General features: G+C 46.6%; 18 protein-coding genes. 7 read left to right on the top strand and 11 right to left on the bottom strand.

The annotated features are described in order from the left end of the window. Positions 1-26: 26 nt before the first annotated feature. Genes bioA through DLM76_RS15420 form a run of 5 tightly spaced genes read right to left on the bottom strand, consistent with a single transcriptional unit; the run spans position 27 to position 5,189 of the window. Entirely contained in the window at positions 27-1,328 is a 1,302-nt protein-coding gene (gene bioA / locus DLM76_RS15440) for an adenosylmethionine--8-amino-7-oxononanoate transaminase (RefSeq protein WP_118965745.1), read from the bottom strand. Beyond that, positions 1,325-1,990 (bottom strand): dethiobiotin synthase, encoded by a 666-nt coding sequence (bioD, locus tag DLM76_RS15435; RefSeq protein WP_118956652.1) that lies wholly within the window; start codon positions 1,988-1,990, stop codon positions 1,325-1,327. The genes bioA and bioD overlap by 4 nt, the downstream gene beginning before the upstream one ends. After that, positions 1,990-3,120 carry an aminotransferase class I/II-fold pyridoxal phosphate-dependent enzyme gene (locus DLM76_RS15430; protein WP_118965744.1) on the bottom strand — a complete coding sequence of 377 codons (1,131 nt, stop codon included), beginning with the start codon at positions 3,118-3,120 and terminating at the stop codon, positions 1,990-1,992. The genes bioD and DLM76_RS15430 overlap by 1 nt, the downstream gene beginning before the upstream one ends. 18 nt (positions 3,121-3,138) lie before the next feature. Then, the gene (locus DLM76_RS15425) at positions 3,139-4,119 is read right to left on the bottom strand and encodes a malate dehydrogenase (RefSeq protein ID WP_118956654.1); all 981 of its coding nucleotides are present in this window, start codon (positions 4,117-4,119) and stop codon (positions 3,139-3,141) included. A gap of 26 nt (positions 4,120-4,145) precedes the next feature. Continuing rightward, the gene (locus DLM76_RS15420; RefSeq protein WP_118956655.1) at positions 4,146-5,189 is read right to left on the bottom strand and encodes a DsbA family protein; all 1,044 of its coding nucleotides are present in this window, start codon (positions 5,187-5,189) and stop codon (positions 4,146-4,148) included. Between the two features lie 284 nt (positions 5,190-5,473). Here DLM76_RS15420 and DLM76_RS15410 point away from each other — a divergent pair, with 284 nt between their 5' ends. Both DLM76_RS15410 and DLM76_RS15405 read left to right on the top strand, forming a co-directional pair. Further along, positions 5,474-5,821, top strand: a complete 348-nt coding sequence (locus DLM76_RS15410; protein ID WP_118956656.1) for a hypothetical protein — start codon at positions 5,474-5,476, stop codon at positions 5,819-5,821. An 18-nt stretch (positions 5,822-5,839) separates the two neighbouring features. Beyond that, positions 5,840-6,487: a hypothetical protein gene (locus tag DLM76_RS15405; protein ID WP_118956876.1), complete on the top strand. Its 648-nt coding sequence runs from the start codon at positions 5,840-5,842 to the stop codon at positions 6,485-6,487. 87 nt (positions 6,488-6,574) lie between these two features. Here DLM76_RS15405 and thrB read toward each other — a convergent pair whose 3' ends face one another. Further along, complete coding sequence (gene thrB / locus DLM76_RS15400) at positions 6,575-7,540, bottom strand: homoserine kinase (RefSeq protein ID WP_118965743.1); 966 nt, start codon at positions 7,538-7,540, stop codon at positions 6,575-6,577. A 206-nt stretch (positions 7,541-7,746) separates the two neighbouring features. Between thrB and DLM76_RS15395 the strand changes: the two genes are divergently transcribed. Further along, complete coding sequence (locus tag DLM76_RS15395; RefSeq protein WP_118965742.1) at positions 7,747-9,222, top strand: sodium:solute symporter family transporter; 1,476 nt, start codon at positions 7,747-7,749, stop codon at positions 9,220-9,222. On the opposite strand, the gene DLM76_RS15390 is transcribed toward DLM76_RS15395, so the two are convergent. From DLM76_RS15390 to DLM76_RS15370, 5 genes are all read right to left on the bottom strand, one after another. After that, complete coding sequence (locus tag DLM76_RS15390; RefSeq protein ID WP_118965741.1) at positions 9,179-10,009, bottom strand: alpha/beta fold hydrolase; 831 nt, start codon at positions 10,007-10,009, stop codon at positions 9,179-9,181. The genes DLM76_RS15395 and DLM76_RS15390 overlap by 44 nt on opposite strands. Next, the gene (locus tag DLM76_RS15385) at positions 9,997-10,950 is read right to left on the bottom strand and encodes a hypothetical protein (RefSeq protein ID WP_118965740.1); all 954 of its coding nucleotides are present in this window, start codon (positions 10,948-10,950) and stop codon (positions 9,997-9,999) included. Before DLM76_RS15385 ends, DLM76_RS15390 begins: the two co-directional genes overlap by 13 nt. 3 nt (positions 10,951-10,953) lie before the next feature. Further along, positions 10,954-12,171: a pyridoxal phosphate-dependent aminotransferase gene (locus tag DLM76_RS15380; RefSeq protein ID WP_118965739.1), complete on the bottom strand. Its 1,218-nt coding sequence runs from the start codon at positions 12,169-12,171 to the stop codon at positions 10,954-10,956. A gap of 68 nt (positions 12,172-12,239) precedes the next feature. Beyond that, the gene (locus tag DLM76_RS15375) at positions 12,240-13,949 is read right to left on the bottom strand and encodes a DNA repair helicase XPB (RefSeq protein WP_118956662.1); all 1,710 of its coding nucleotides are present in this window, start codon (positions 13,947-13,949) and stop codon (positions 12,240-12,242) included. 151 nt (positions 13,950-14,100) lie between these two features. Further along, entirely contained in the window at positions 14,101-15,006 is a 906-nt protein-coding gene (locus DLM76_RS15370) for an aldose 1-epimerase (RefSeq protein ID WP_118965738.1), read from the bottom strand. A gap of 132 nt (positions 15,007-15,138) precedes the next feature. On the opposite strand from DLM76_RS15370, the gene sppA reads away from it, so the two are divergent. From sppA to DLM76_RS15350, 4 genes are read left to right on the top strand one after another with little or no spacing between them, the layout of a single operon-like run. Further along, the gene (sppA, locus tag DLM76_RS15365; protein WP_118965737.1) at positions 15,139-16,128 is read left to right on the top strand and encodes a signal peptide peptidase SppA; all 990 of its coding nucleotides are present in this window, start codon (positions 15,139-15,141) and stop codon (positions 16,126-16,128) included. Between the two features lie 39 nt (positions 16,129-16,167). After that, positions 16,168-17,592, top strand: a complete 1,425-nt coding sequence (locus DLM76_RS15360) for an MBOAT family O-acyltransferase (protein ID WP_118965736.1) — start codon at positions 16,168-16,170, stop codon at positions 17,590-17,592. A 48-nt stretch (positions 17,593-17,640) separates the two neighbouring features. Then, positions 17,641-18,273, top strand: coding sequence for a hypothetical protein (locus DLM76_RS15355; RefSeq protein WP_118956666.1), 633 nt, complete (start codon positions 17,641-17,643; stop codon positions 18,271-18,273). After that, on the top strand, positions 18,270-19,250 hold the full coding sequence (locus tag DLM76_RS15350) for a PP2C family protein-serine/threonine phosphatase (RefSeq protein WP_118965735.1): 981 nt from the start codon (positions 18,270-18,272) through the stop codon (positions 19,248-19,250). The genes DLM76_RS15355 and DLM76_RS15350 overlap by 4 nt, the downstream gene beginning before the upstream one ends. Position 19,251 lies beyond the last annotated feature (1 nt).

The following is a 19,251-nucleotide window of genomic DNA, read 5'->3' as shown; positions in this document are numbered from 1 at the left end:
CGAGGGAAGGAGCTTTCTTGAAAAGTCTATTTCCCGAGAGAAATTTCGGAGAGTGTTTCCCGAATCGCCGCAAATACTTTTTCCAGGGAAGAATCCGAAATGATATACGGAGGCGTAAGATAGATCACGTTCCCTAAGGGGCGAAGCACGACGCCCTTCTCCAAAAACTTTTTCTTGAGAATTTTGTTTCCCGAATACGTATAACCGCTCTCGTTTCCGACCTCGAGTTCCAGAACTCCGACCGCACCCAACACGCGACAATCCCGAATCGCGTTCGGAAATTCCTCCGCGATTTTTTTCAGTCCCTTCTTCATTTTGGCTTCGAGATTTCGAACCTGATCGAGTCGATTCTCCTCTTGAAAGAGTGTTACCGAGGCCAGGGCCGCAGCGCAAGCGATCGGATTTCCGGTCATCGTATGTCCGTGATAAAATCCCTTTGCAGGATCGGGAGTCACGAATGCGGAATGAATTTTTTCGGTCGTCAGCGTGACGGCGACTGCGGCCGTTCCCGCGCTGAGACCCTTTGCGATCGCCACCAAATCGGGTTGGATCTTCGCTTTTTGGTATGCGAAAAGCGCACCGGTTCTTCCAAAACCGGTAAATACTTCGTCGACCAACATCAAGGCTCCGAATCGTTTCGCGACGCGTTCGAGTTTTTGGAGAACTTCTTCCTTGTAAAAGATCATTCCGCCGGAACCGAAGATCAATGGTTCGAGTACGATTCCTGCGATCGAATTCGGGTTTTCTTCCAAATACGATTCGACCGCGTTCACGCATTCCGCCGCGCAGGAATCGGGTTTTTTACCGACCGGACAAAAGCTACAATTCGGAGTCGGAAACTCTTTTGTGGGAAACAAAAGTCCGGCAAAGACCCGATTGAATACGGAATCACCGCCCACGCTCATCGTTCCGATCGTATCTCCGTGATATGAAGTATCAAACTTTATGAATGTCTTTCTCTGCGTTTCTCCAATGTTCTGAAAATACTGATACGCGAGTTTGATCATGATCTCCACCGCGGTCGAACCGTTGTCCGAATACAACACTCGTTGAAAAAGCCCTTCCGTAATTCGTAAAAGTTCGGCCGCGAGATTCTCCGCCGGATCGTGCGTAAAACCGGCAAGCAGGACGTGATCGAGTTGATCCATCTGATCTTTGAGCGCCTGCAGAATCTTCGGATGATTGTGTCCGTGGATGCTCACCCACCAAGAAGAGATCGCGTCAATGTAAGAATTCCCCTTCTCGTCATACAGAAATTCTTCCTTCGCCCTTACGATCTTTACGGGAGAATCGGGTTCGAACTGAAGCGTAAAAGGATACCAGATCATACGATTACTTTTTTAATCAGTTCATCGGGATCGAACGCGGTCAAACATTCCTTTTGAAACCGTTCTCTGCTGATGCGTTCTTTCGATTTCAAAAAGAAGGTTCCGAGGGACGGAACGCCGCTCCATTCCGTAATCGTTCGGATATTGTCTTCGGTGGTTTTGTCCGGAACTCCGAGAAAGTAAATTCCCTTCAAATCGATCTTTCGACTCTGAATCGCTTCCACGCTAAGAAGCGTATGATTGATCGTTCCCAAAGAAACGGGCGCCGCCAAGATCAACGGGATTTCGGATTGCCGGATGAGTTCTATGGTAAGAATTTTCCGAGTCAGGGGAACTAACAGACCGCCCGCGGCCTCGACCACGATTCTTTGGTCCCGAACGCTGTAGAGATGTCTGGAAAGTTCGTCCGTATCGATTTCGATTCCTTCCAATTCGGATGCGTAATGAGGCGAGCCCGCAAACGCAAAGGAATAATAATTCTTTAAAAAGAAACTTTCATGAAGCCCGCTCAGATTCATTACGGTGACACGGTCGCTGTCGTCTCCGGTTTGAACGGGTTTTAAATACTTGAGTCCCAAGGACTTACCGTATTTCCCGAGAATGAGGGAACTGAGCAAGGTTTTCCCCACATCGGTTCCCGTTGCTCCGATAAAAATCGCCATCAAAACTCCGGCAAAAGAGAAATCAATTTCTCTAATGCAGCATCGGTCGTATCCGAATGAATGCTGATTCGAAGACGAGGCACATCCACCGTAGGCGGTCGAATCGCTTTTACGTGAAGCCCGTTCTTTCTACAACCTTCCGCCGCATTCAAAACGGATTCTTCCGAAGGAAAAAGAACCGGAACGATCTGCGATTGGGAAGAAGTCTTCGGATACTGTTTCCCATTCAGAAGTTCTCTCAATCGTGCGGCCTTTTCCAAAAGGTTCTTTCGTTCCGTTTCCATCGATTGTACGAGAGCAACGGAAGTGGGAACCGCGTGCGCGATCGCGGGCATAGGCGCCGTAGAATAGATGAACGTGCGCATCTTGTTGATCAGGAAATCTTTTCCGATTTGGGAGGTTCCGATCCAGGCGCCTTCGAGTCCTAAGGATTTTCCGGCCGTATACGTGATAAAATCGACTTCTCGAATTTTATCTTTTCCTAATATTTGAGCGGCCCGCCCTTCTCCTTTTTGTCCGAACACGCCGATTCCGTGTGCGTCGTCCAAAACCAAGGTGGCTTCGTATCGATTCTTTAAATATACGAGATCTTCGATCGGAGCCAGATCTCCGTCCATACTGAAAACGGTTTCGCTTACGATGATCTTCTCTTTTCGTTTGGATTTCCGGAGAAGTTCTTCGAGATGATTGAGATTTAGATGTTTATAATACGTTTTTTCCGCACCGGACAAACGGACTCCGTCCAAGATCGAAGCGTGATTGAGACGGTCCGTAAAAATCTCCGCCTTTGCGTTTGCGATACAGGAAAGAAGTCCCAGATTGGCCGCGTATCCATTGGCGACCCAAAGAGAGGTTTCGGTTCCGATCCAATCCGAACAAGCCCGTTCTGCCAATTCGAACGAATCCCTATGTCCGCTGACCAAACGGGAAGCCCCCGATCCGGCTCCGTATAAGTCCAAACCTTCTTTGATGCTTTGAATCAGTTTCGGATGTTTGCTAAGTGCAAGGTAATCGTTGGAAGATAAATCGACCCCGGAAGGAACTTCCAGGGTTCGAAAGAGGAAATCCCTTTTCAGGGATTCCAAAACCGGAGAGACTTTTCGAAGGAACGTGGACAGGTTCAGAATCAAAAAGCCTCTCGAAGAAGTTTAGAGCATTTCCTTCACTTCGTTTCTTTCGGAAATCAACTCGTCGTGAGTGATTTTGAACTTCTCTTTTGCAAAGTCGTTCAAAGGAAGACCTTGGATGATCTCCACTTTCTTTCCGTCGGACTTCAAAGGAAATCCGAAGATCAGTCCTTTTTCAGCGCCGTAAGAACCGTCGGAAACGATCGCTGCAGAGAAAGCGTCTCCTGCCGCAGTTGGAGTGATGATTCCGCGAACCGTGTCTACGACTCCATTCGCAGCGCTCGCCGCAGAGGATGCTCCTCTTGCTTTGATGATCTCCGCTCCTCTTTGCTGAACATTCTTGATAAAATCTCCCTTGAGCCATTCGTGATCGGAGATCACATCGGTCGCCGGTTTCCCGGAAATCTTTGCATTGTAAAAATCAGGATACTGAGTGGAAGAATGGTTTCCCCAAATTCCGAGATGAGTCACTTCTTTTACGGGAACTCCCGCCTTGGAAGCGAGCTGAGACTTTGCTCGGTTCTCATCCAGTTTAGTCATCGCGAACCAGCGATCTTGCGGAACGCCTTTTGCGTTGTTCATCGCGATCAAGCAGTTGGTGTTGCAAGGGTTTCCCACAACAAGAACTCTTACGTCGGAAGCGGCGTTCTTTTCGATCGCCTTTCCTTGGTTGACGAAGATTCCTCCGTTGATTTTGAGAAGATCTCCTCTTTCCATTCCCGCTTTTCTAGGAACCGAGCCGACTAACAACGCCCAGTTGATGTCCTTGAATGCTGTGTCCAAATCGGAAGAGACGGTCACTTTTTGAAGAAGAGGAAACGCACAGTCCTCTAATTCCATAATTACACCCTTTGCCGCAGGAAGCGCAGCTTCCAATTCAAGCATCTGGATTTCCACTGCCGTGTCCGCGCCGAACATTTGTCCGGAAGCGATTCTAAAAAGAAGGGAATATCCGATTTGTCCCGCAGCGCCTGTAACAGCGACCTTCACTGTCTTACTCATATTTGGCTGACTCCTAATTTCTGATTTTAATTTTTAAGTTCCTGATCGATCACTTTGGTAAACGCTTCTATAGGTTGAGCGCCTTCCACCATAATACCGTTGATAAAGAAAGCCGGGGTTCCGCTGACTCCGTATTTTTCCCCTTCCGCCATATCTTCTTCCACTTCTTTGCGGATCTTCGCGTCGTTCACGCACTGGCTGAACGCTTTCATATCCAAACCCGTTCCTCTGGCAAGATCCAGAACGCGTTCCTTCGGAAGGTTGCCGGAGTTGTTAAAAAGAACGTTGAAGAATTCCCAATACTTTCCTTGAGGACTCGCGCAGTTTGCGGCGATATGGGCGAACATAGCGTTCGGGTGAAAGGAAAGAGGATAATCGCGGAACACCCAACGAATCTGATCCTTATACTTCGCTCTCAGCTGAACGTTTACGTCCTGACTTCTTTTGCAGAAAGGACATTCGAAATCCGAAAACTCTACGATCGTAACCTTCGCATTTTCCGGACCGATGGACGGATTGTTTCCGGTAAGAATCTCGTCCCGGAGAGGAGGAAGTTCCTTCACCTTTACGGAAATATTGTATTCATTGCGGAGTTGTCCGAAGAGAGAATTTCTCAGTTCTTCTTTCTTTTGAGAGATAAGATGATTTTCGATTTCGGTCTTTACTTGATCGAAGGACTTTCCCTTCAGAGCGGGAGAATTCTTATACTGATCGTAGATCGCGCGCATTTCCGCGAGGCTCGGAGCAGGAACGGACGGTTCGAGCAATTCTTTTTCGGAAACGTTACGCTCCTTTGCGGCCAGAGAAACCACCTTCTTACTCGCAAACTCGGAAAGAACGCGATACAAACGGTCGTTGGTCTCTGTGTAGAATTTACGGGCGATTCTCGGATTCTCTTTTTCAACATCCTTGATCGTATAATTCTTACCTTTGATTTCGGCGACGCCGTCCGGAGAAAAATAGGAAATCAAGGGGAGAATTGTGAACGCGATATAGATTAAAAATGCGGCGGAAAGGATGAGCAAAGGTCTGGATTCCTTCGCTTTGAGCTTATCGATTATGTCTTGCATGGAAAAGATTCTCCCAGTGGTTCAAAAAAACGGCGATGCGGTTTCCCTACTTGCCAGCTTAGAAACCTCGGGCGGGCTGGCAAACGATAAATTCGGGCCTTTGCTTGGCATTCTTTCCCGAAATGGGATTGGAGCAATCCGGGAGAATTCGATCGAAAACCGAGGCCCTTTTGGAAAAAAATCCGAAAAAAAACTAAAGTGAATCCTCTATTACCGATAGTTTTAATAGAGAAGCTTCGGATTTCCGACACGGGTCCGAGCAAGACACAAGGAGGTTCGGGTTTATGAATGTGACCGGATTAACGATCCAACCCTTTTCGTTTTCCTGGCCCCAGGCAGACAAACGTTCCATAGAGAGCGAGGCGCTGCAATCAGAGCCGGTAGCAGCGATCGAAAAAAGAATTCAGGAAAAAGCTGTCGGAGCTTCGGAGTCGATCCGACAAAAAAGATTCGGAGCCGAAAAGAACGAAGTCCAGCCGGAAGAGCTTGTCATGAAACCTTCTCCGGTTTCCTTTGAAGAAAGAATGAATCAAGTCATCAGTCCTGAACAGATGAAGAACCTTCTTTCCATGATGGTGCGCTCCAGAATGAGTGAAACTGCGGCCGACCACAAAATCGATGTAAGACGATAGAGAAGAAGCAATTTGTTTTTGACTCTCGCACTCATCTATACGGTCGGTTTAGATATTATCCTGATCTTCGCCGGTTTGGGCGCCTTTGCCGGACTGGCCTTCCTATTTTTTCAGGAAGTGATTTATCCCGCCATAAAAAAAGGAAGCGCCGGTGCGGGAACTCCTCCCGAAGAGGGAGATCGTTTCGTTTTAGTCGTTTCCGAAAGTCAGAGAAACGTCCGCTTCAGCGTGGGACAAACCTCGGGAGAAATCCGCACCTATTGCAACGCGATCTCCGACAATCATCTCGTATTCAACATCAAAAAAGCGAAGGATTCGGAAGACTACGAAATCCAGATCCTGAAAAATGCTCCCGTACTCTTCAAACCTCCCGCAATGCCGACCTTTTCCAAAATGGAATCCACCGAAAAACTGGATAGTTACGAAATCATCGGTAAAAGCGCCGACTTTCGAATTTCGGATAAGGTAACGAAAGAAAGGATGACTCAGTATTTCGAGATTCGCCTTTCCTCCGAGTTTTTTATCAACAACTTCGGCAAGGAAAGAATGCGATTTATCTTTACGGTTACGAGAATTCATCCCGGTCTCAACCGAAGAACCCCGATCAAAAAAGGACTCTACGGGTTCGGAAAAGAAGAACGCGGCGGCGGAGACGAGGAAGAATAAAACGAGACCGCGCCGAAATTTTTTTTAAAGAAAACGATTTTTTTGCGCTCCGAGCGAAACTTGCGGGTTTTTAAGCGAATCTGAATATTAGAAAATTTTAATTTCCCTGACCGACTCGGAAATTCCGTCTTCTTCTACCTTTAAGGAAAGAATCTGACAGTTGAAGTGAGTCTTTGCGGTAAACTCCGCCAGTTTTTCCCGTAGAATCTTTTCGACGCGCATCGCCTTGCTTCTTTCCGAAAACAAAAGAACGGAAGGACCGCTGCCCGAAAGGGAATAACCGATGAGATGCTTTTCGACTTCCTTTAAAAACGGATTGAGCGCAAATTCGGAATGCATTCGATACGGAGTATGAACCCGATCCTCCAGCGCAAGTTTCAAAAGATCGACCTTTCCCGAATCCAAAAACTCCATCCAGGTCGCGATCCGGCTCATATTGAAGATCACGTCTTCGGTCGAATACGAACTCGGCAAAGTTTTGCGGGATTGATGCGTGGAAGTTTCGAGATCGGGAACGATCAGAAAACAGCGAACCCTTTTAGGAAATTTCTTTTTAACGTATTCCAGCCGTTCCCCGTTGAAATACGCAAACACGAAACCGCCTAAATACGCGGGAATCGTATTGTCCGGATGTCCTTCGATTTGCCCGAGATGATACAGAAATTCGTTTTCTTTCGGAAGAGAAATCTTCGGAAAGAACTGTTTGTGCGCGAATCTCGCGGCGCAAACACCCGCGACAGCCGCGCTCGCACTCGAACCCAAACCGCCCTTCATCGGAAGATTCAGATCCATGTGTAAAGAATATGGAACGGGTTCTTGTCCCGGAAGAAATTTTCGAAAGTAGGATTGATACGAAGATAGAACCATGTCCTCGTCCGGAGCGAACGGTAAAACATCCATTCCCTTGACGGAGGTTTTGAATTCTTTACCCGCGTGAAATTGAAACTGAAATCGGTTGTAGATTCGAAACGCGAGACCGAATAGATCAAAACCCGGACCCAAATTGGCCGAGGTTCCGGGAACTCGAATGGAATATTGTCGAATCGAAGTCATAACGCGGATCGATGCGTCTTACGGAGACGATCGTAAAAATTACGACCAGAATTTCTCTCCAAATCAAATCGTCATTTGATTTTCGATTTCCGGAATTCGATTTTCAAAATTCGAGATCCGAACACCGATTTCCTTTGTTTTGTGTCGCGAAATTCAGCTTTTGAAAAAGAGTTTTCTCGTTTGTGTTCCGGCCCATTCTGTCGGATATGCACTTTTCCATTTTAGATCTGATCGTTCTTTTATCCTACGTGGTTTTGGTTCTGTTTTCCGGCTGGTTTACATCCAGAAAGAAGGATAAGGATTCTTCTTCTTACTTTCTTGCCGGAAGAGAACTGTCTTGGATTCCGCTTAGTTTTTCGATCGTTGCAACCGAAACTTCCACGCTTACCTTTTTGAATATCCCGGGTTTGAGTTACTCGGGCAACCTCACCTTTCTCGGACTCGGATTGGGTTTCGTTTTGGGGAGAATCCTCGTCGCACAATGGTTCATCCCGATGTATTACCAATCCGGCTTTATCTCGGTGTATGAATGGGTGGGAATGAGATACGGAAAAATTTCCCAGAAGACGGTGACGTTTCTCTTTAAACTCACGCGAATCTTAGGAGACGGAGTGAGAATGTACGCTTCCGCGATTCCGGTCGCGATTCTTTTGGAAGTATTCTTAAAACAATACTCCTCGATAGAAGCGGAAACCCTGCACGTAGAAATTTTAAGTCTTCTATTGATTTCGGCGATTACGATTCTTTATACGGTGCAAGGCGGATTTCGTTCCGTGGTTTGGGTGGATTCGTTGCAGTTTCTGATTTATGTTGCCGGCGGAATCTTCGCGTTCTTTTACCTGGGTTCCCTTTTATTCGAAAAAGGATTCGACGTCGTAAGTCTCGTAAACAAGGCGAACGACGCGAACAAGTTGCGGATTTTTGAATGGAGTGAATTTTCTTCTCCGTATTTTTTACCGACTGCGATTGTGGGCGGAATTCTTTTGACGTTGGGAACGCACGGGGTCGATCAGATGTTCGTACAAAGGGTTCTTGCGTGCCGTTCCGAATCGGATGCAAAGAAAGCGATGATTTCATCCGGGATTTTCGTTTTTTTCCAGTTCGTATTATTTTTGAGCATCGGGATTCTATTATATTTTTATTATGAAGGTTCGAGCCTTCCCAAGGACAAAGTCTTTTCCAAGTTCATTCTCGAAGAGGTGCCTTCCCCGATCACCGGGTTTTTACTCGCGGCGATCTTGGCTTCCGCAATGTCCACGCTTTCCAGCTCGATCAATTCCCTTTCGCTGACGACCAAGGTGGATCTCGGATTTGAAAAATTCGGTTCGGGCACGCTCAGTCTATTCTGGGGAATGATCCTTTTGTTGAGTTCTTTGCTTCCTCTCTTTTTGACGACCGGCAAAACGGGACTTGTGGAATTGGGACTTTCGATCGCATCCTACACGGTCGGACCGATCATCGCGGTTTTTCTCAGCGGAAGAATAACAGCGTTTTCGTATATGCAGAATTTAAAGGATAGCAACGCGTCCTGGGCGATCGGACTGACTCCCGTGATCACGTTAGTCTTCGGGAAATCGACCGGTTCCGGATTCACTCTTTTGGTTCCTTTTGGAATCGGAACCTGTCTTTTGATCGGACTTACGCTATTGCAAATTCAGAATCGTCGGACTTCTCTAAGATAGATTCCACAATTCTGCGGAACTCGGCCGCTTTGGTGAAGTGCATATAATGATCGCCTCCCGGAATTTCGTAAAACTTTGAATTCGGAAAGAAAGAACGCGCCGTAGGCCGATCCTCTTTGAGAAAGTATTCCGAAATTCCTCCGGTGATAAAGTAGGTTTGCCGTTGGTAGGGCCGATTCGCATAACGACCGAAAAAATCCCGTAAAAGACGAGGCGACCCGGCGATTCCTTCCACGTTGAGTTTCCAACGATAGCCGCCCTCTTCTCTGCGTTCCAGGTTCATTTCCAAAAAATTCCGGACGAACGCGTCGGGGAGAATCTTCGTCAAAGCCGCGTCGATTTCCTGTCTGGAATTGAAGCCGGAAACGTCGGTCCGCAAACAAGCCATTTCGCTTTCGTAATGAAACGGATAATCCTTCGGCGCGATGTCCTCGATCAATAAGATGGATGGAATATTCGGATTCTTTAATGCAAATCCCATCGAAACGAGCCCGCCCATGGAATGTCCGAGAATCACCGGATTTTCGATTCCGTTTTTTGCGATCCAGACTTCCATATCTTCCACCATCGATGCGAGAGAATGTTCGGAAGAATGAGGAGAATCCCCGTGATTTCGAAGATCCATCAAATACACGTCGCCATACCGACTCAAAAAATCTCCTACGCTCAGCCAGTTCTTCGAGGAACCGAAGAGCCCGTGTAAAACGAGGATCGGTCCGCAAACGGGAGAAAGAAATCTCTCGTTTTGAAATTCGATCTTGCGCGAATTGAGATCTACTGCAGACATTCTCTTTGGATGATCTTTAGAAAGGAATGATACTTTTTACCGTAACGATACGGAAGGGATTGTAGATCTTTGCGAAAGGATTCGTAGATTTCTTTTCGGGAATCCGGCTTTTCATTTCCGCACTGTATCGTTTCCGGGTCCTTGGTTAAGGATTCGAACCGTTTGGAAATCTGACTCGCAAACACGGTCGCATAGTTTCCGTTCGGATTGAGTTGCAGATAACGGATTCTTCGTTTTCTTTCGTCGTTCATAAAACAGAAAACATCCCGTTTGCAGTTTAATTCCGGCGTATGTTTCACACCCAAAAACGCTGCAAAATCTCCCGGACCCTTGTCCCTGAATTCTTCGCCGATCTTCCAAAAAACTTCCGGGTTGATCTTGGCGGGTTTTCCTCTTTCGCCGGGAATGATTTCACCCGGCACTTTGGACAGATAATCCTGGAGTTTGGATTCTTTGCGTTTACTTTCGCCTTCTTGCAGAATTTCTAAGATTCGTACCAAGACGACCGCTCTTCTGATTTTTAAGTAAAGATATTCGTCTCCGTGATAGATTCCGTTTTCTTCCAGGGAACTTAGATATTGATAAACCGACTCGAGTTCGGTCAGTCCCGTATGAGTCGAATACAACATTCGATCGATGGAACGAAGGATGATTTTGTAAGCTCCTCTTTCTTCCATATCGAAGAGGAATTGAGTTTCGGCCCAACCGCTTAGGCCGGTGGAATCGGAAACAAAACGAAACCCGCGGTCGCGTTTCTCGTTCTGTTTTTCCTTTTCGTTTTTACTTTGTACGATTTCCCCGAAACCGAATCTGCGTAAAATTTCGGACTTCTTATCGGGAAAGAGATAGAGAGGAGAATTCGGTTTTAAAACCAGCCAATCCCCTCCCTGGACATGGGTAAACGCAGTGAATACAAATAGGATCAGAACGATCCGTTTCATCGATTACTTGCTCAAGTCCCCGATCATTTGTGCGATTCGTTCTACTCCGCGTTTTATATCCGCTTCTCCCATCGCATAAGAAAGTCTAAGCGCCTGGTCTTCACCAAATGCGATTCCGGGAACTGCTGCTACTTTATACTTTTCTAATAATACGTTGCAGAAGACTTTACTCAAGGAAGTTTCCGAAGATTCTTTCTTTAGTTTTTCAAAACCCGGCGTTTTGTAGACATCGGTCAAATACGGAAACACGTAGAACGCTCCTTGCGGATTGTTGCACTTCACTCCGGGAATCGCGTTCAATTGAGCGACGATGAGATTTCTTCTTGTTTCAAAAGCCTTTCTCATTTCTTCCACACAAGCCTGATCTCCCCCGATCGCAGCCTGGGCCGCCGCTTGAGAAATCGAAGACGGATTGGAAGTGGACTGACTTTGAATCGTTTCCATGTTTTTAACGATGCTGATATCGCCCGCTCCGTACCCGATTCTCCATCCAGTCATCGCGTAGGTTTTGGAAACTCCGTTGATGACGAAGGTCAGTTTTTTGAGTTCGGGAGAAACCATCGCGAGATTGGAAAAGGAAAATCCGTCGTAAACAATCTTCTCGTAGATATCGTCGCTCATCACTTGGATTCCGGCCGCAAGAACGACATCCGCGAGGGCTTCGAGATCCTTTTTGGAATATCCCGCTCCCGTCGGATTGGACGGAGAATTCAGGATCAGACATTTCGTCTTAGGAGTGATCGCCTTCTTCAATTGCTCGGGAGTGATTTGAAAATTACTTTCGGGAGTGGTCGTAACGATTACGGGCACACCTTCCGCGAGACGAACGATGTCCGCATAACTCACCCAATACGGAGCGGGAATGATGACCTCGTCTCCCGCGTTGAGGGTCGCGAGAAAGTAGTTGTAGATGACCTGCTTTCCGCCGGTTCCGATGATCACCTGATTCTTATCGTAATCGAGTCCGTTGTCCCGTTTGAATTTCGTGACGATCGCCTCTTTGAGTTCCACCGTTCCGGAAACAGCCGTATAACGCGTCATTCCCTTATCGATCGCCTGTTTTGCGGCGTCTCGGATATGGGACGGGGTTTCGAAATCGGGTTCACCGGCTCCGAAACTTACAATGTCTTCTCCTTTTTTTTTCAACTCGTTCGCCTTTGCGGTGATTACGAGTGTGGGAGAAGGTTCGATGACGTTCAGCCTTTTTGCGCTGAGATCCATGCTGTTCCTCTTTGAATGTTTTTAACTTCTAAAATCCGTTTTTCTCTTTCGAACCTTTCCGGAGAACGTTAGACGTTGTTCAGCTGGAGCTGAGCCAATTCTTCCTGCGCTTCGCGGAATTGATCCAAAGTATAAATTTCGTATTCGTATCCCTGTTCCGTAAGAAAGAGCTGACGGTTTTGACCGAAACGCTCCTCGTTCGTATCTCTTGAAATCAGAGAATAGAACACCGCTGTGTTGTCGTGTCCTTTCGGTCTGAGAATTCGGCCCAATCTCTGCGCTTCTTCCTGTCTGGAACCGAACGTTCCCGAAACCTGGATCGCGATGTTCGCGTCGGGAAGGTCGATCGAAAAGTTCGCGACCTTACTCACGACGAGAGATTTGATCTTTCCGGAACGGAACGCATCGTAGAGAGTCTGTCTTTCCGGAAGCGGGGTTTTACCGGTAATCAGAGGAATATTAAATTTCTTTGATATTTCTTCCAGCTGATTGATGTATTGTCCGATCACGAGCAGATGCGACTCGGAATGTTTTTTCATGATGAGGTCGATCGCCTTCATTTTTTCCGGATTTTCGGAGGCGAGTCTGAACTTTTCGCGGTCGTCCGCAATGGAATACTTAAGACGCAGATCGTCTTCCATATTGACTCGGATTTCCTTACACTTCGCTTCCGCGATCCAAGACTTGCTTTCCAGTTCCTTCCAAGGAACGTCGTATTTTTTCGGTCCGATCAGGGAGAACACGTCCTCTTCCAAACCGTCCTCGCGCACGAGCGTTGCGGTTAAACCGAGTCTTCTTTTTGCCTGAAGTTCGGAAGTCATACGGAAAACCGGAGCGGGAAGTAAGTGAACCTCGTCATAAACGATCAGTCCCCAGTTGTTCGCGCTGAAAAGATGGAAGTGGGTAAAATCCCCTCCCTTCTTCTTTCTATGGGTAAGAATGTTATAGGTCGCGATCGTGATCGGACGAATCTCTTTGACTTCACCGGAATATTCGCCGATATCCTCGGGCGGAATGTCGGTTTTATCGAGAATTTCGTTTCTCCATTGGCGGATGGAAAGAGTGTTCGTAACGAGAATCAGCGTTTCCGCGCCTACAATCTGCATCACACCGATCCCAACGATGGTTTTCCCCGCGCCGCAAGGAAGAACGACCACGCCGGAACCGCCTTCGTTACCGCCGCCCGCGTGAAATACTTCCACACAAGCCCTTTGGTAGTCGCGCATTCCGAACTTCTTACCGCTGATGCTCTCGGGTCTGAGATTAAAACCGTATTTGTTTCCCTCGTCGTAACCGGCAAGGTCTTCCACGGGGAAACCGATCTTGATCAACGCTTGTTTGATATGCCCGCGGTATTCTTTTTTGATATAAATCTTATCGGGAAAGGTCGTTTCGATGAAGGGTTGAACGGCCCTGTGATTTCCGATTTCTTGGAGAAATCCTTTTTCATTCGAGATGATTGCGAGTTCTCCGGATTCTTCCTTAACGAGTTTAACTTTTCCGTAACGACTGATCTGTTCGCGGATTTCGTTTACGATGTTCTTGGGAACGGAGTATCTGGAGAATTTTTCCAGACATTCTACGATTTCGTCCGCGGTCATCTTGATCGACGCGGCGTTCCAAAGGGAAAGTGGAGAAATTCTATACGTATGAAGGTATTCCGGACTTTTTTCTAATTCTGCAAATTTGGAAACGATGCTCTGACAGGCTTCAAACTCGGGGTTATCGACCTCCAAAAGCATAGTTTTATCACTCTGAACGATTAAGGGTTTGCTCATTTGTGTCTGGTTTCCTGTTTGTTTAGACTGAAAATCGACCCCTTTCTGTCAAGAAGAATGCAAATGATGGGCTCTTTTCGTTCAACGGGACAAAATCCGAAGAACAAAGCATGCGGAAAGCGATCGATTTCGCGAAAGTTCTAAGAAAGAATCACAACCCGGAAAGCAGAATTTGAAAACTTCCGCTCTTTTCTTCTTCGGGAAGGATTGTCGTCAAAGAAAATCCGTTGAAAACCGCGTTCCCCGGCGCGCTCATCGGTTCGATTGCGATTCGATTTCCGGGGAAGTTCGTGTAGATTTGAAAATACGAAAGCCGTATCTCGTCTTCCTTAAATGCGTTCGCTTGAACGCATACTTGGTAAGAATCTTCCGGAACCTGAAGAGTGACCCATGCGTCTTCTCCGTAAAATAAAGAATCCAACGCGGGAACCTTCTCCAATGAGAATCGATCCGTTTCAAAACCGTAGATGGGATAAACCGGAGTCAGATCTTCTTGTAAAGGAATCTGTTTCACAAGGTTAGACCGAAGAACACAAGGTCGTTGCGAAGAATTCATTCGAAAATACGGATGATACCCGTAGCAGAATCGAAACGGAACCTCGGTTTGATTTTTAAAACTCGTTCGAAGCGTAAGAACTTCTTCTCCGAAAATGGATTCGAGAGAATATTCTTCGCGTATCAAGATCTTTGCTAAATCGAAATCGCGAACGGAATCGTCCGGAATCAACTCGAACCGGATCCTTCGTTCGGATCGTTCCACGATCTTTCGTTTCCAAGCGTACGCGAGTCCGTGAGAGGAATAACCGTTTGCGTCTTTGCTCCCGATTCCGGAAAGAGAAATCCGATCTTCTCCCAATCGAATCGAATCGCCCGTATGACGATTGACCCAAGGAAACATCAGATAGGAACCGGAACGAAAGAAATGTTCCTTCTCCTCATAACCCGAAATGATTTCGAACTCTTTGCCTTGATTCGGGTGTTTCCAAGTCCAGGAAAGAATTTGATTTCCCGAATCGGTGAACTTCAAACGGGAGCGATCGCTGAAAATTTCCGTCACGCACGCAAGCTTTCGAAAAACGATTCAGATTTCCAGCGAATTTAGATCCATTTTTAAAACGGCAAGGTCTTAGGAAAGGAATTGAAAGCCTGCTTTCTTAAAGGAAACTGACGAATCCAGAGGAGAATTTCTTTGAAACACTCGATTCTAACTTGGACAACTTCCGTATTCTTGAGTTTGGTTCTTACAAACTGCTACATTCCCATCAATACCAGTCTGGGCGGACCCGCAAAGTCTCCGGAATTAAGAGAAAAGCTTCTCTCCGGTAGACAAGAAGACAAGATTCTGATCGTGCCGATCGACGGCGTGATCAGCGACAAAGGCGAAAAGACCTTCTTCGGCGGCCAAGAAGATTCGATCTTGGCGGGTGTCAAAAAACAACTCGAACTCGCGGAACTCGATCCCGAAATCAAAGCGGTCATCTTAAAGATCAATTCTCCCGGAGGCTCCGTTACCGCGAGCGACATTCTCTACAGAGAAATTCTTCAGTTCAAAACCAAAAAGAAAATTCCCGTAGTCGCCCTCTTTATGGATACGGCCGCAAGCGGAGCGTATTATATTTCCATGGCCGCCGATCTCGTGATCGCGCACCCTACTTCCGTAACCGGTTCGATCGGAGTCATTCTTTCCGGAATCAACGTAAAAGAAGGTTTGGACAAACTCGGAATCAAGGATCAATCGATCCGTTCCGGCGGAAACAAAACGATCGGTTCTCCTTTGGAAGACCTTTCTCCCGAACAAAGAAAACTACTTCAGTCGATCGTGGACGATCTGTACGAAAAGTTTTTCGAAGTCGTTAAAACCGGAAGACCCGGAAAAAACGCGTCGGAACTCCGTAAGATCGCGGACGGAAGAATTTTCACCGCATCCCAGGCGTTGCATCACGGACTGATCGACAAGATCGGATATTTCGACAACGCGGTTCAAGAGACGATGTCGCTTCCGAATTACAAAAAATCTCCGGGGAACACGAATCCGAGAATCATTTATTATTCTCAAAGCACGGATAAGAGAGCGAACTTCTATCAGGTTCAATCTCCCGAGTTAAGACCGGATTCGCCTATCTCTAAGATTTTAGGAACGGGAAGACAGGTTCGTTTTCTATATCTCTGGTCCTACTAAGGTTTATTAGAAATTTAGAATTCACTTTCCGGTATATAGATGTTATTCAATTCGTTACCCTTTCTCTTTTTATTTCTAGTGACGTATCTGATCTATTGGAACGTAAACGGACCTTCTAAAAAGAAGGTCCTTCTCGTTTCTTCGATCGTATTTTACGGCTATTCTCATATCGCCTTTTTGGTTCACTTTCTTCTCGTAATCGGAGTCAACTACTACTTCTCCCTCAAACTCTGGGAAAAAAAGGAAAAGGGAGAATCCACAAGCTCTCTTCTGAAATGGGTGATCATATTGAACGCCGTCAACCTCGCGTTCTTTAAATATTACTATTTCGTAATGGACTCCTTGAGTTCGATCACGGGTATGGAACTCTGGCAAAAACTCGGAACTTCCGTCGAGATTCTGCTCCCGCTTGCGATCAGTTTTTATACGTTTCAGTTGATCGCTCTTCAAGTGGACATCCATCGTGGATTGATTCCGCAAAGAATCACCGGAAACGACTACTTTCTTTTTATTCTCTTTTTCCCTCAATTGATCGCCGGACCGATCATGAGATCCACGGACTTTTTGCCGAAACTCGATCATCCGGAAATCGATAAAAACAGAATGATCCAAGGGATCTTTTTGCTGATCTTCGGTTTGTTTAAAAAATCCGTTCTCGCGGATTCGATCGCGGGAATCATCACTCCTCTATACGGAGAACCCGGTCAATACCACGCCGCTTCGATTTATATCGCGATGTTCGGGTTCGCTTGTCAGGTTTATTGCGACTTTTCCGGTTATACGGACATCGCCCGCGGTTCCGCATTCTTGCTCGGCTACGATATTCCGGAAAACTTCCGAGGACCGTTCCTATCCTTTTCTTTCCGAGAATTCTGGGGACGGTGGCACGTAACGTTGTCCACTTGGCTTCGAGATTATATCTACATCCCGCTTGGAGGGAGCAGAAAGGGAGAATTCAGATCTCAGTGGAACATGTTTCTTACGATGTGTTTGGGCGGTCTCTGGCACGGAGCGAACATCGCCTTCGTTCTATGGGGAGCCTATCTCGGTCTGATTCTCGCCTTGGAACGTTTTTTAGAACCGAGACCGGCGCCCGGAGCGGCTAACGTTGCCCCGTCGAAAACGGCTCGAATCGTGCGAACCTTTATCACCGTGAATTTATTCGCGTTTTCCGGTTTGTTCTTCCGCGGAGGTTCCGCAGGGAAGAACGCGGTTCCGTTTATGCTCGATCTATTGAGCGGTTACAAGAATATCTTTACCGGAAAAATCCTGCCTCGTTGGGAGGAACTTCTGCTCTTCATTCTCCTGACCCTGGGTTTGAACGTATTTCAATACTTTCCGCAGGCTTTGGAAAAAGTCGAAAAACGTTGGATGGTTCTCATTCCGGTTCTCAGCGTCATTCTGCTCTTGCTTTTGGGAGTATTCGGAGACGGCGGCGGAGAATTTATTTATTTTCAGTTTTAGAACTCTCCGATAGAAAGAGAGAGCGTTACGCGCCAAAGGAGGATTTGCATGAACCGTTTCCGATTCTCCTTGCGTGCGTTCCGATTCCTTTCTTTTGTCTTTCTGTTTACGCTTTCCTGCGGCGCTCCCGAATGGATCCGTCAACTTCCTCCCGATTCATCCGATTCGATTTCCACTACCGATTCCGCGAAAATTCCGGGCGGAATGTATGTTCGCAACCGGCCGGAACGGTCTCACCGCAATACTCTCTTTTACAAAAATACGGTTCAGGAAAGAATTTTCCTAAATCCGGAAGACCGCAGTTTTGAGAAATCCATGCGCCGCGAAGTCAAGGACGTCAACGAATACACGACGTATATCGTAAGCGGAAAAGGAACGTATTCCGTTTCGGGTAACTGGGTTTTATTCGAAACGAAGGAAAAAGGGGAAACCTTCTTTCAAGGAAACGGAGAAGCGTTCGAGATCGAATATCTTCCGTTTAACCATAAATTGTTGTATCACTATGATTCTTCTACGAAAACTCTCGTCCCATTATTGTATGAATCGGGATATACGGAAAAGAAATACGGACTGTTGGACGGGATCAGCAAACCGTATCTAGAAGACCGTTATTTTCAGATCGCAAGAAGGAATTTCCTGAAAAAAGAATATCAGTTTCACGCGTATTTTCACAAACCATGAAGTTATCCGAATATATCAAAAGCTATTTTCAAAGAGTCGGATGGCTTCTCCCGAGCGTAAATCTGATTTCCGTAGGAATCGCCGTCGCTCTGATCCAGAATTCCCCCTTTTCCCCCAAGGAAAAAATCCTGCTCTATTTCGCGACGATCGGCGTTCTCTATTTAGTAAATTATGTTTCTTTCATATTCTTTCTGACAAAGAAGATTCTTCCGGGCGAGGAAGTCCGCGGAAAAATGATGAAACGTTACCGCAAAGGCGACGATCGGATGCAGAGTTATCTGTTTCCCCTTCCGATCCAGGACGAAAACTACGAGATTTACGGCCGAACGCTCACCTACAATCCGATCGGTGGGGATTTCTATAATTTTTTGACCGATCCTCAGGGAAATTATTGGATCGGGATCGGCGATTCCGTCGGCCACGGTTATCTTGCCGGACTTTTCAGCATGATGATCTTTCAAAAAATGTCCCTGTTCGTTCGAAGCGATTCGACTCCGTACGAAACCATAGAAAGAATCAACGAAGACCTTCTCAAACGAACCCAGTTAAATCCCACGATCAATCAGAGTTTATACGCGACCTTTCTTCTCATCAAAGCGGATCAACAAGGAAACGTACAACATTCCGGTTTGCATCCGAGCTTTGTCGTTTACAGCAAATCCTCCGGAACCAATCGAATCGTGGAAACGGACGGAAAGTTTATCTCTACGACCATGAACTCAAGTTTGAAAAGCGGTCCCGAAACGAGCGGTTTTCGATTGGAATCGGGAGACATCGTATTTTGCTTTACAGACGGGCTCTACGAACAAAAGAATAACGGGAACCATTATTTCGGAGAAGGTCTGTTTCGTTTTTTGGAGGATGTTCCCAAAAACGATCTGCGTAAAATCGCGGACAGTCTGTTCGCCGAAATTCTAAAACATACGGGGGGAAGAATTCAGGACGACATGACCATCCTCATGATTCGTAAAAAGTGAT

Source organism: Leptospira yasudae, assembly GCF_003545925.1.
Classification (GTDB): domain Bacteria; phylum Spirochaetota; class Leptospiria; order Leptospirales; family Leptospiraceae; genus Leptospira; species Leptospira yasudae.
Note: the sequence above shows the minus strand (reverse complement) of the source record. Positions and strands in the feature narration are given on the sequence as shown.

Bases quoted from the DNA above. Each gene is read 5' to 3' on its own strand.
- DLM76_RS15380 (WP_118965739.1), bottom strand. From the start codon at position 12,171: ATGGATCTCAGCGCAAAAAGGCTGAACGTCATCGAACCTTCTCCCACA.
- bioD (WP_118956652.1), bottom strand. From the start codon at position 1,990: ATGGCGATTTTTATCGGAGCAACGGGAACCGATGTGGGGAAAACCTTG.
- bioA (WP_118965745.1), bottom strand. From the start codon at position 1,328: ATGATCTGGTATCCTTTTACGCTTCAGTTCGAACCCGATTCTCCCGTA.
- DLM76_RS15395 (WP_118965742.1), top strand. From the start codon at position 7,747: ATGCACTTTTCCATTTTAGATCTGATCGTTCTTTTATCCTACGTGGTT.
- DLM76_RS15375 (WP_118956662.1), bottom strand. From the start codon at position 13,949: ATGAGCAAACCCTTAATCGTTCAGAGTGATAAAACTATGCTTTTGGAG.
- DLM76_RS15355 (WP_118956666.1), top strand. From the start codon at position 17,641: ATGAACCGTTTCCGATTCTCCTTGCGTGCGTTCCGATTCCTTTCTTTT.
- DLM76_RS15350 (WP_118965735.1), top strand. From the start codon at position 18,270: ATGAAGTTATCCGAATATATCAAAAGCTATTTTCAAAGAGTCGGATGG.
- thrB (WP_118965743.1), bottom strand. From the start codon at position 7,540: ATGACTTCGATTCGACAATATTCCATTCGAGTTCCCGGAACCTCGGCC.
- DLM76_RS15420 (WP_118956655.1), bottom strand. From the start codon at position 5,189: ATGCAAGACATAATCGATAAGCTCAAAGCGAAGGAATCCAGACCTTTG.
- DLM76_RS15425 (WP_118956654.1), bottom strand. From the start codon at position 4,119: ATGAGTAAGACAGTGAAGGTCGCTGTTACAGGCGCTGCGGGACAAATC.
- DLM76_RS15390 (WP_118965741.1), bottom strand. From the start codon at position 10,009: ATGTCTGCAGTAGATCTCAATTCGCGCAAGATCGAATTTCAAAACGAG.
- DLM76_RS15385 (WP_118965740.1), bottom strand. From the start codon at position 10,950: ATGAAACGGATCGTTCTGATCCTATTTGTATTCACTGCGTTTACCCAT.
- DLM76_RS15410 (WP_118956656.1), top strand. From the start codon at position 5,474: ATGAATGTGACCGGATTAACGATCCAACCCTTTTCGTTTTCCTGGCCC.
- DLM76_RS15360 (WP_118965736.1), top strand. From the start codon at position 16,168: ATGTTATTCAATTCGTTACCCTTTCTCTTTTTATTTCTAGTGACGTAT.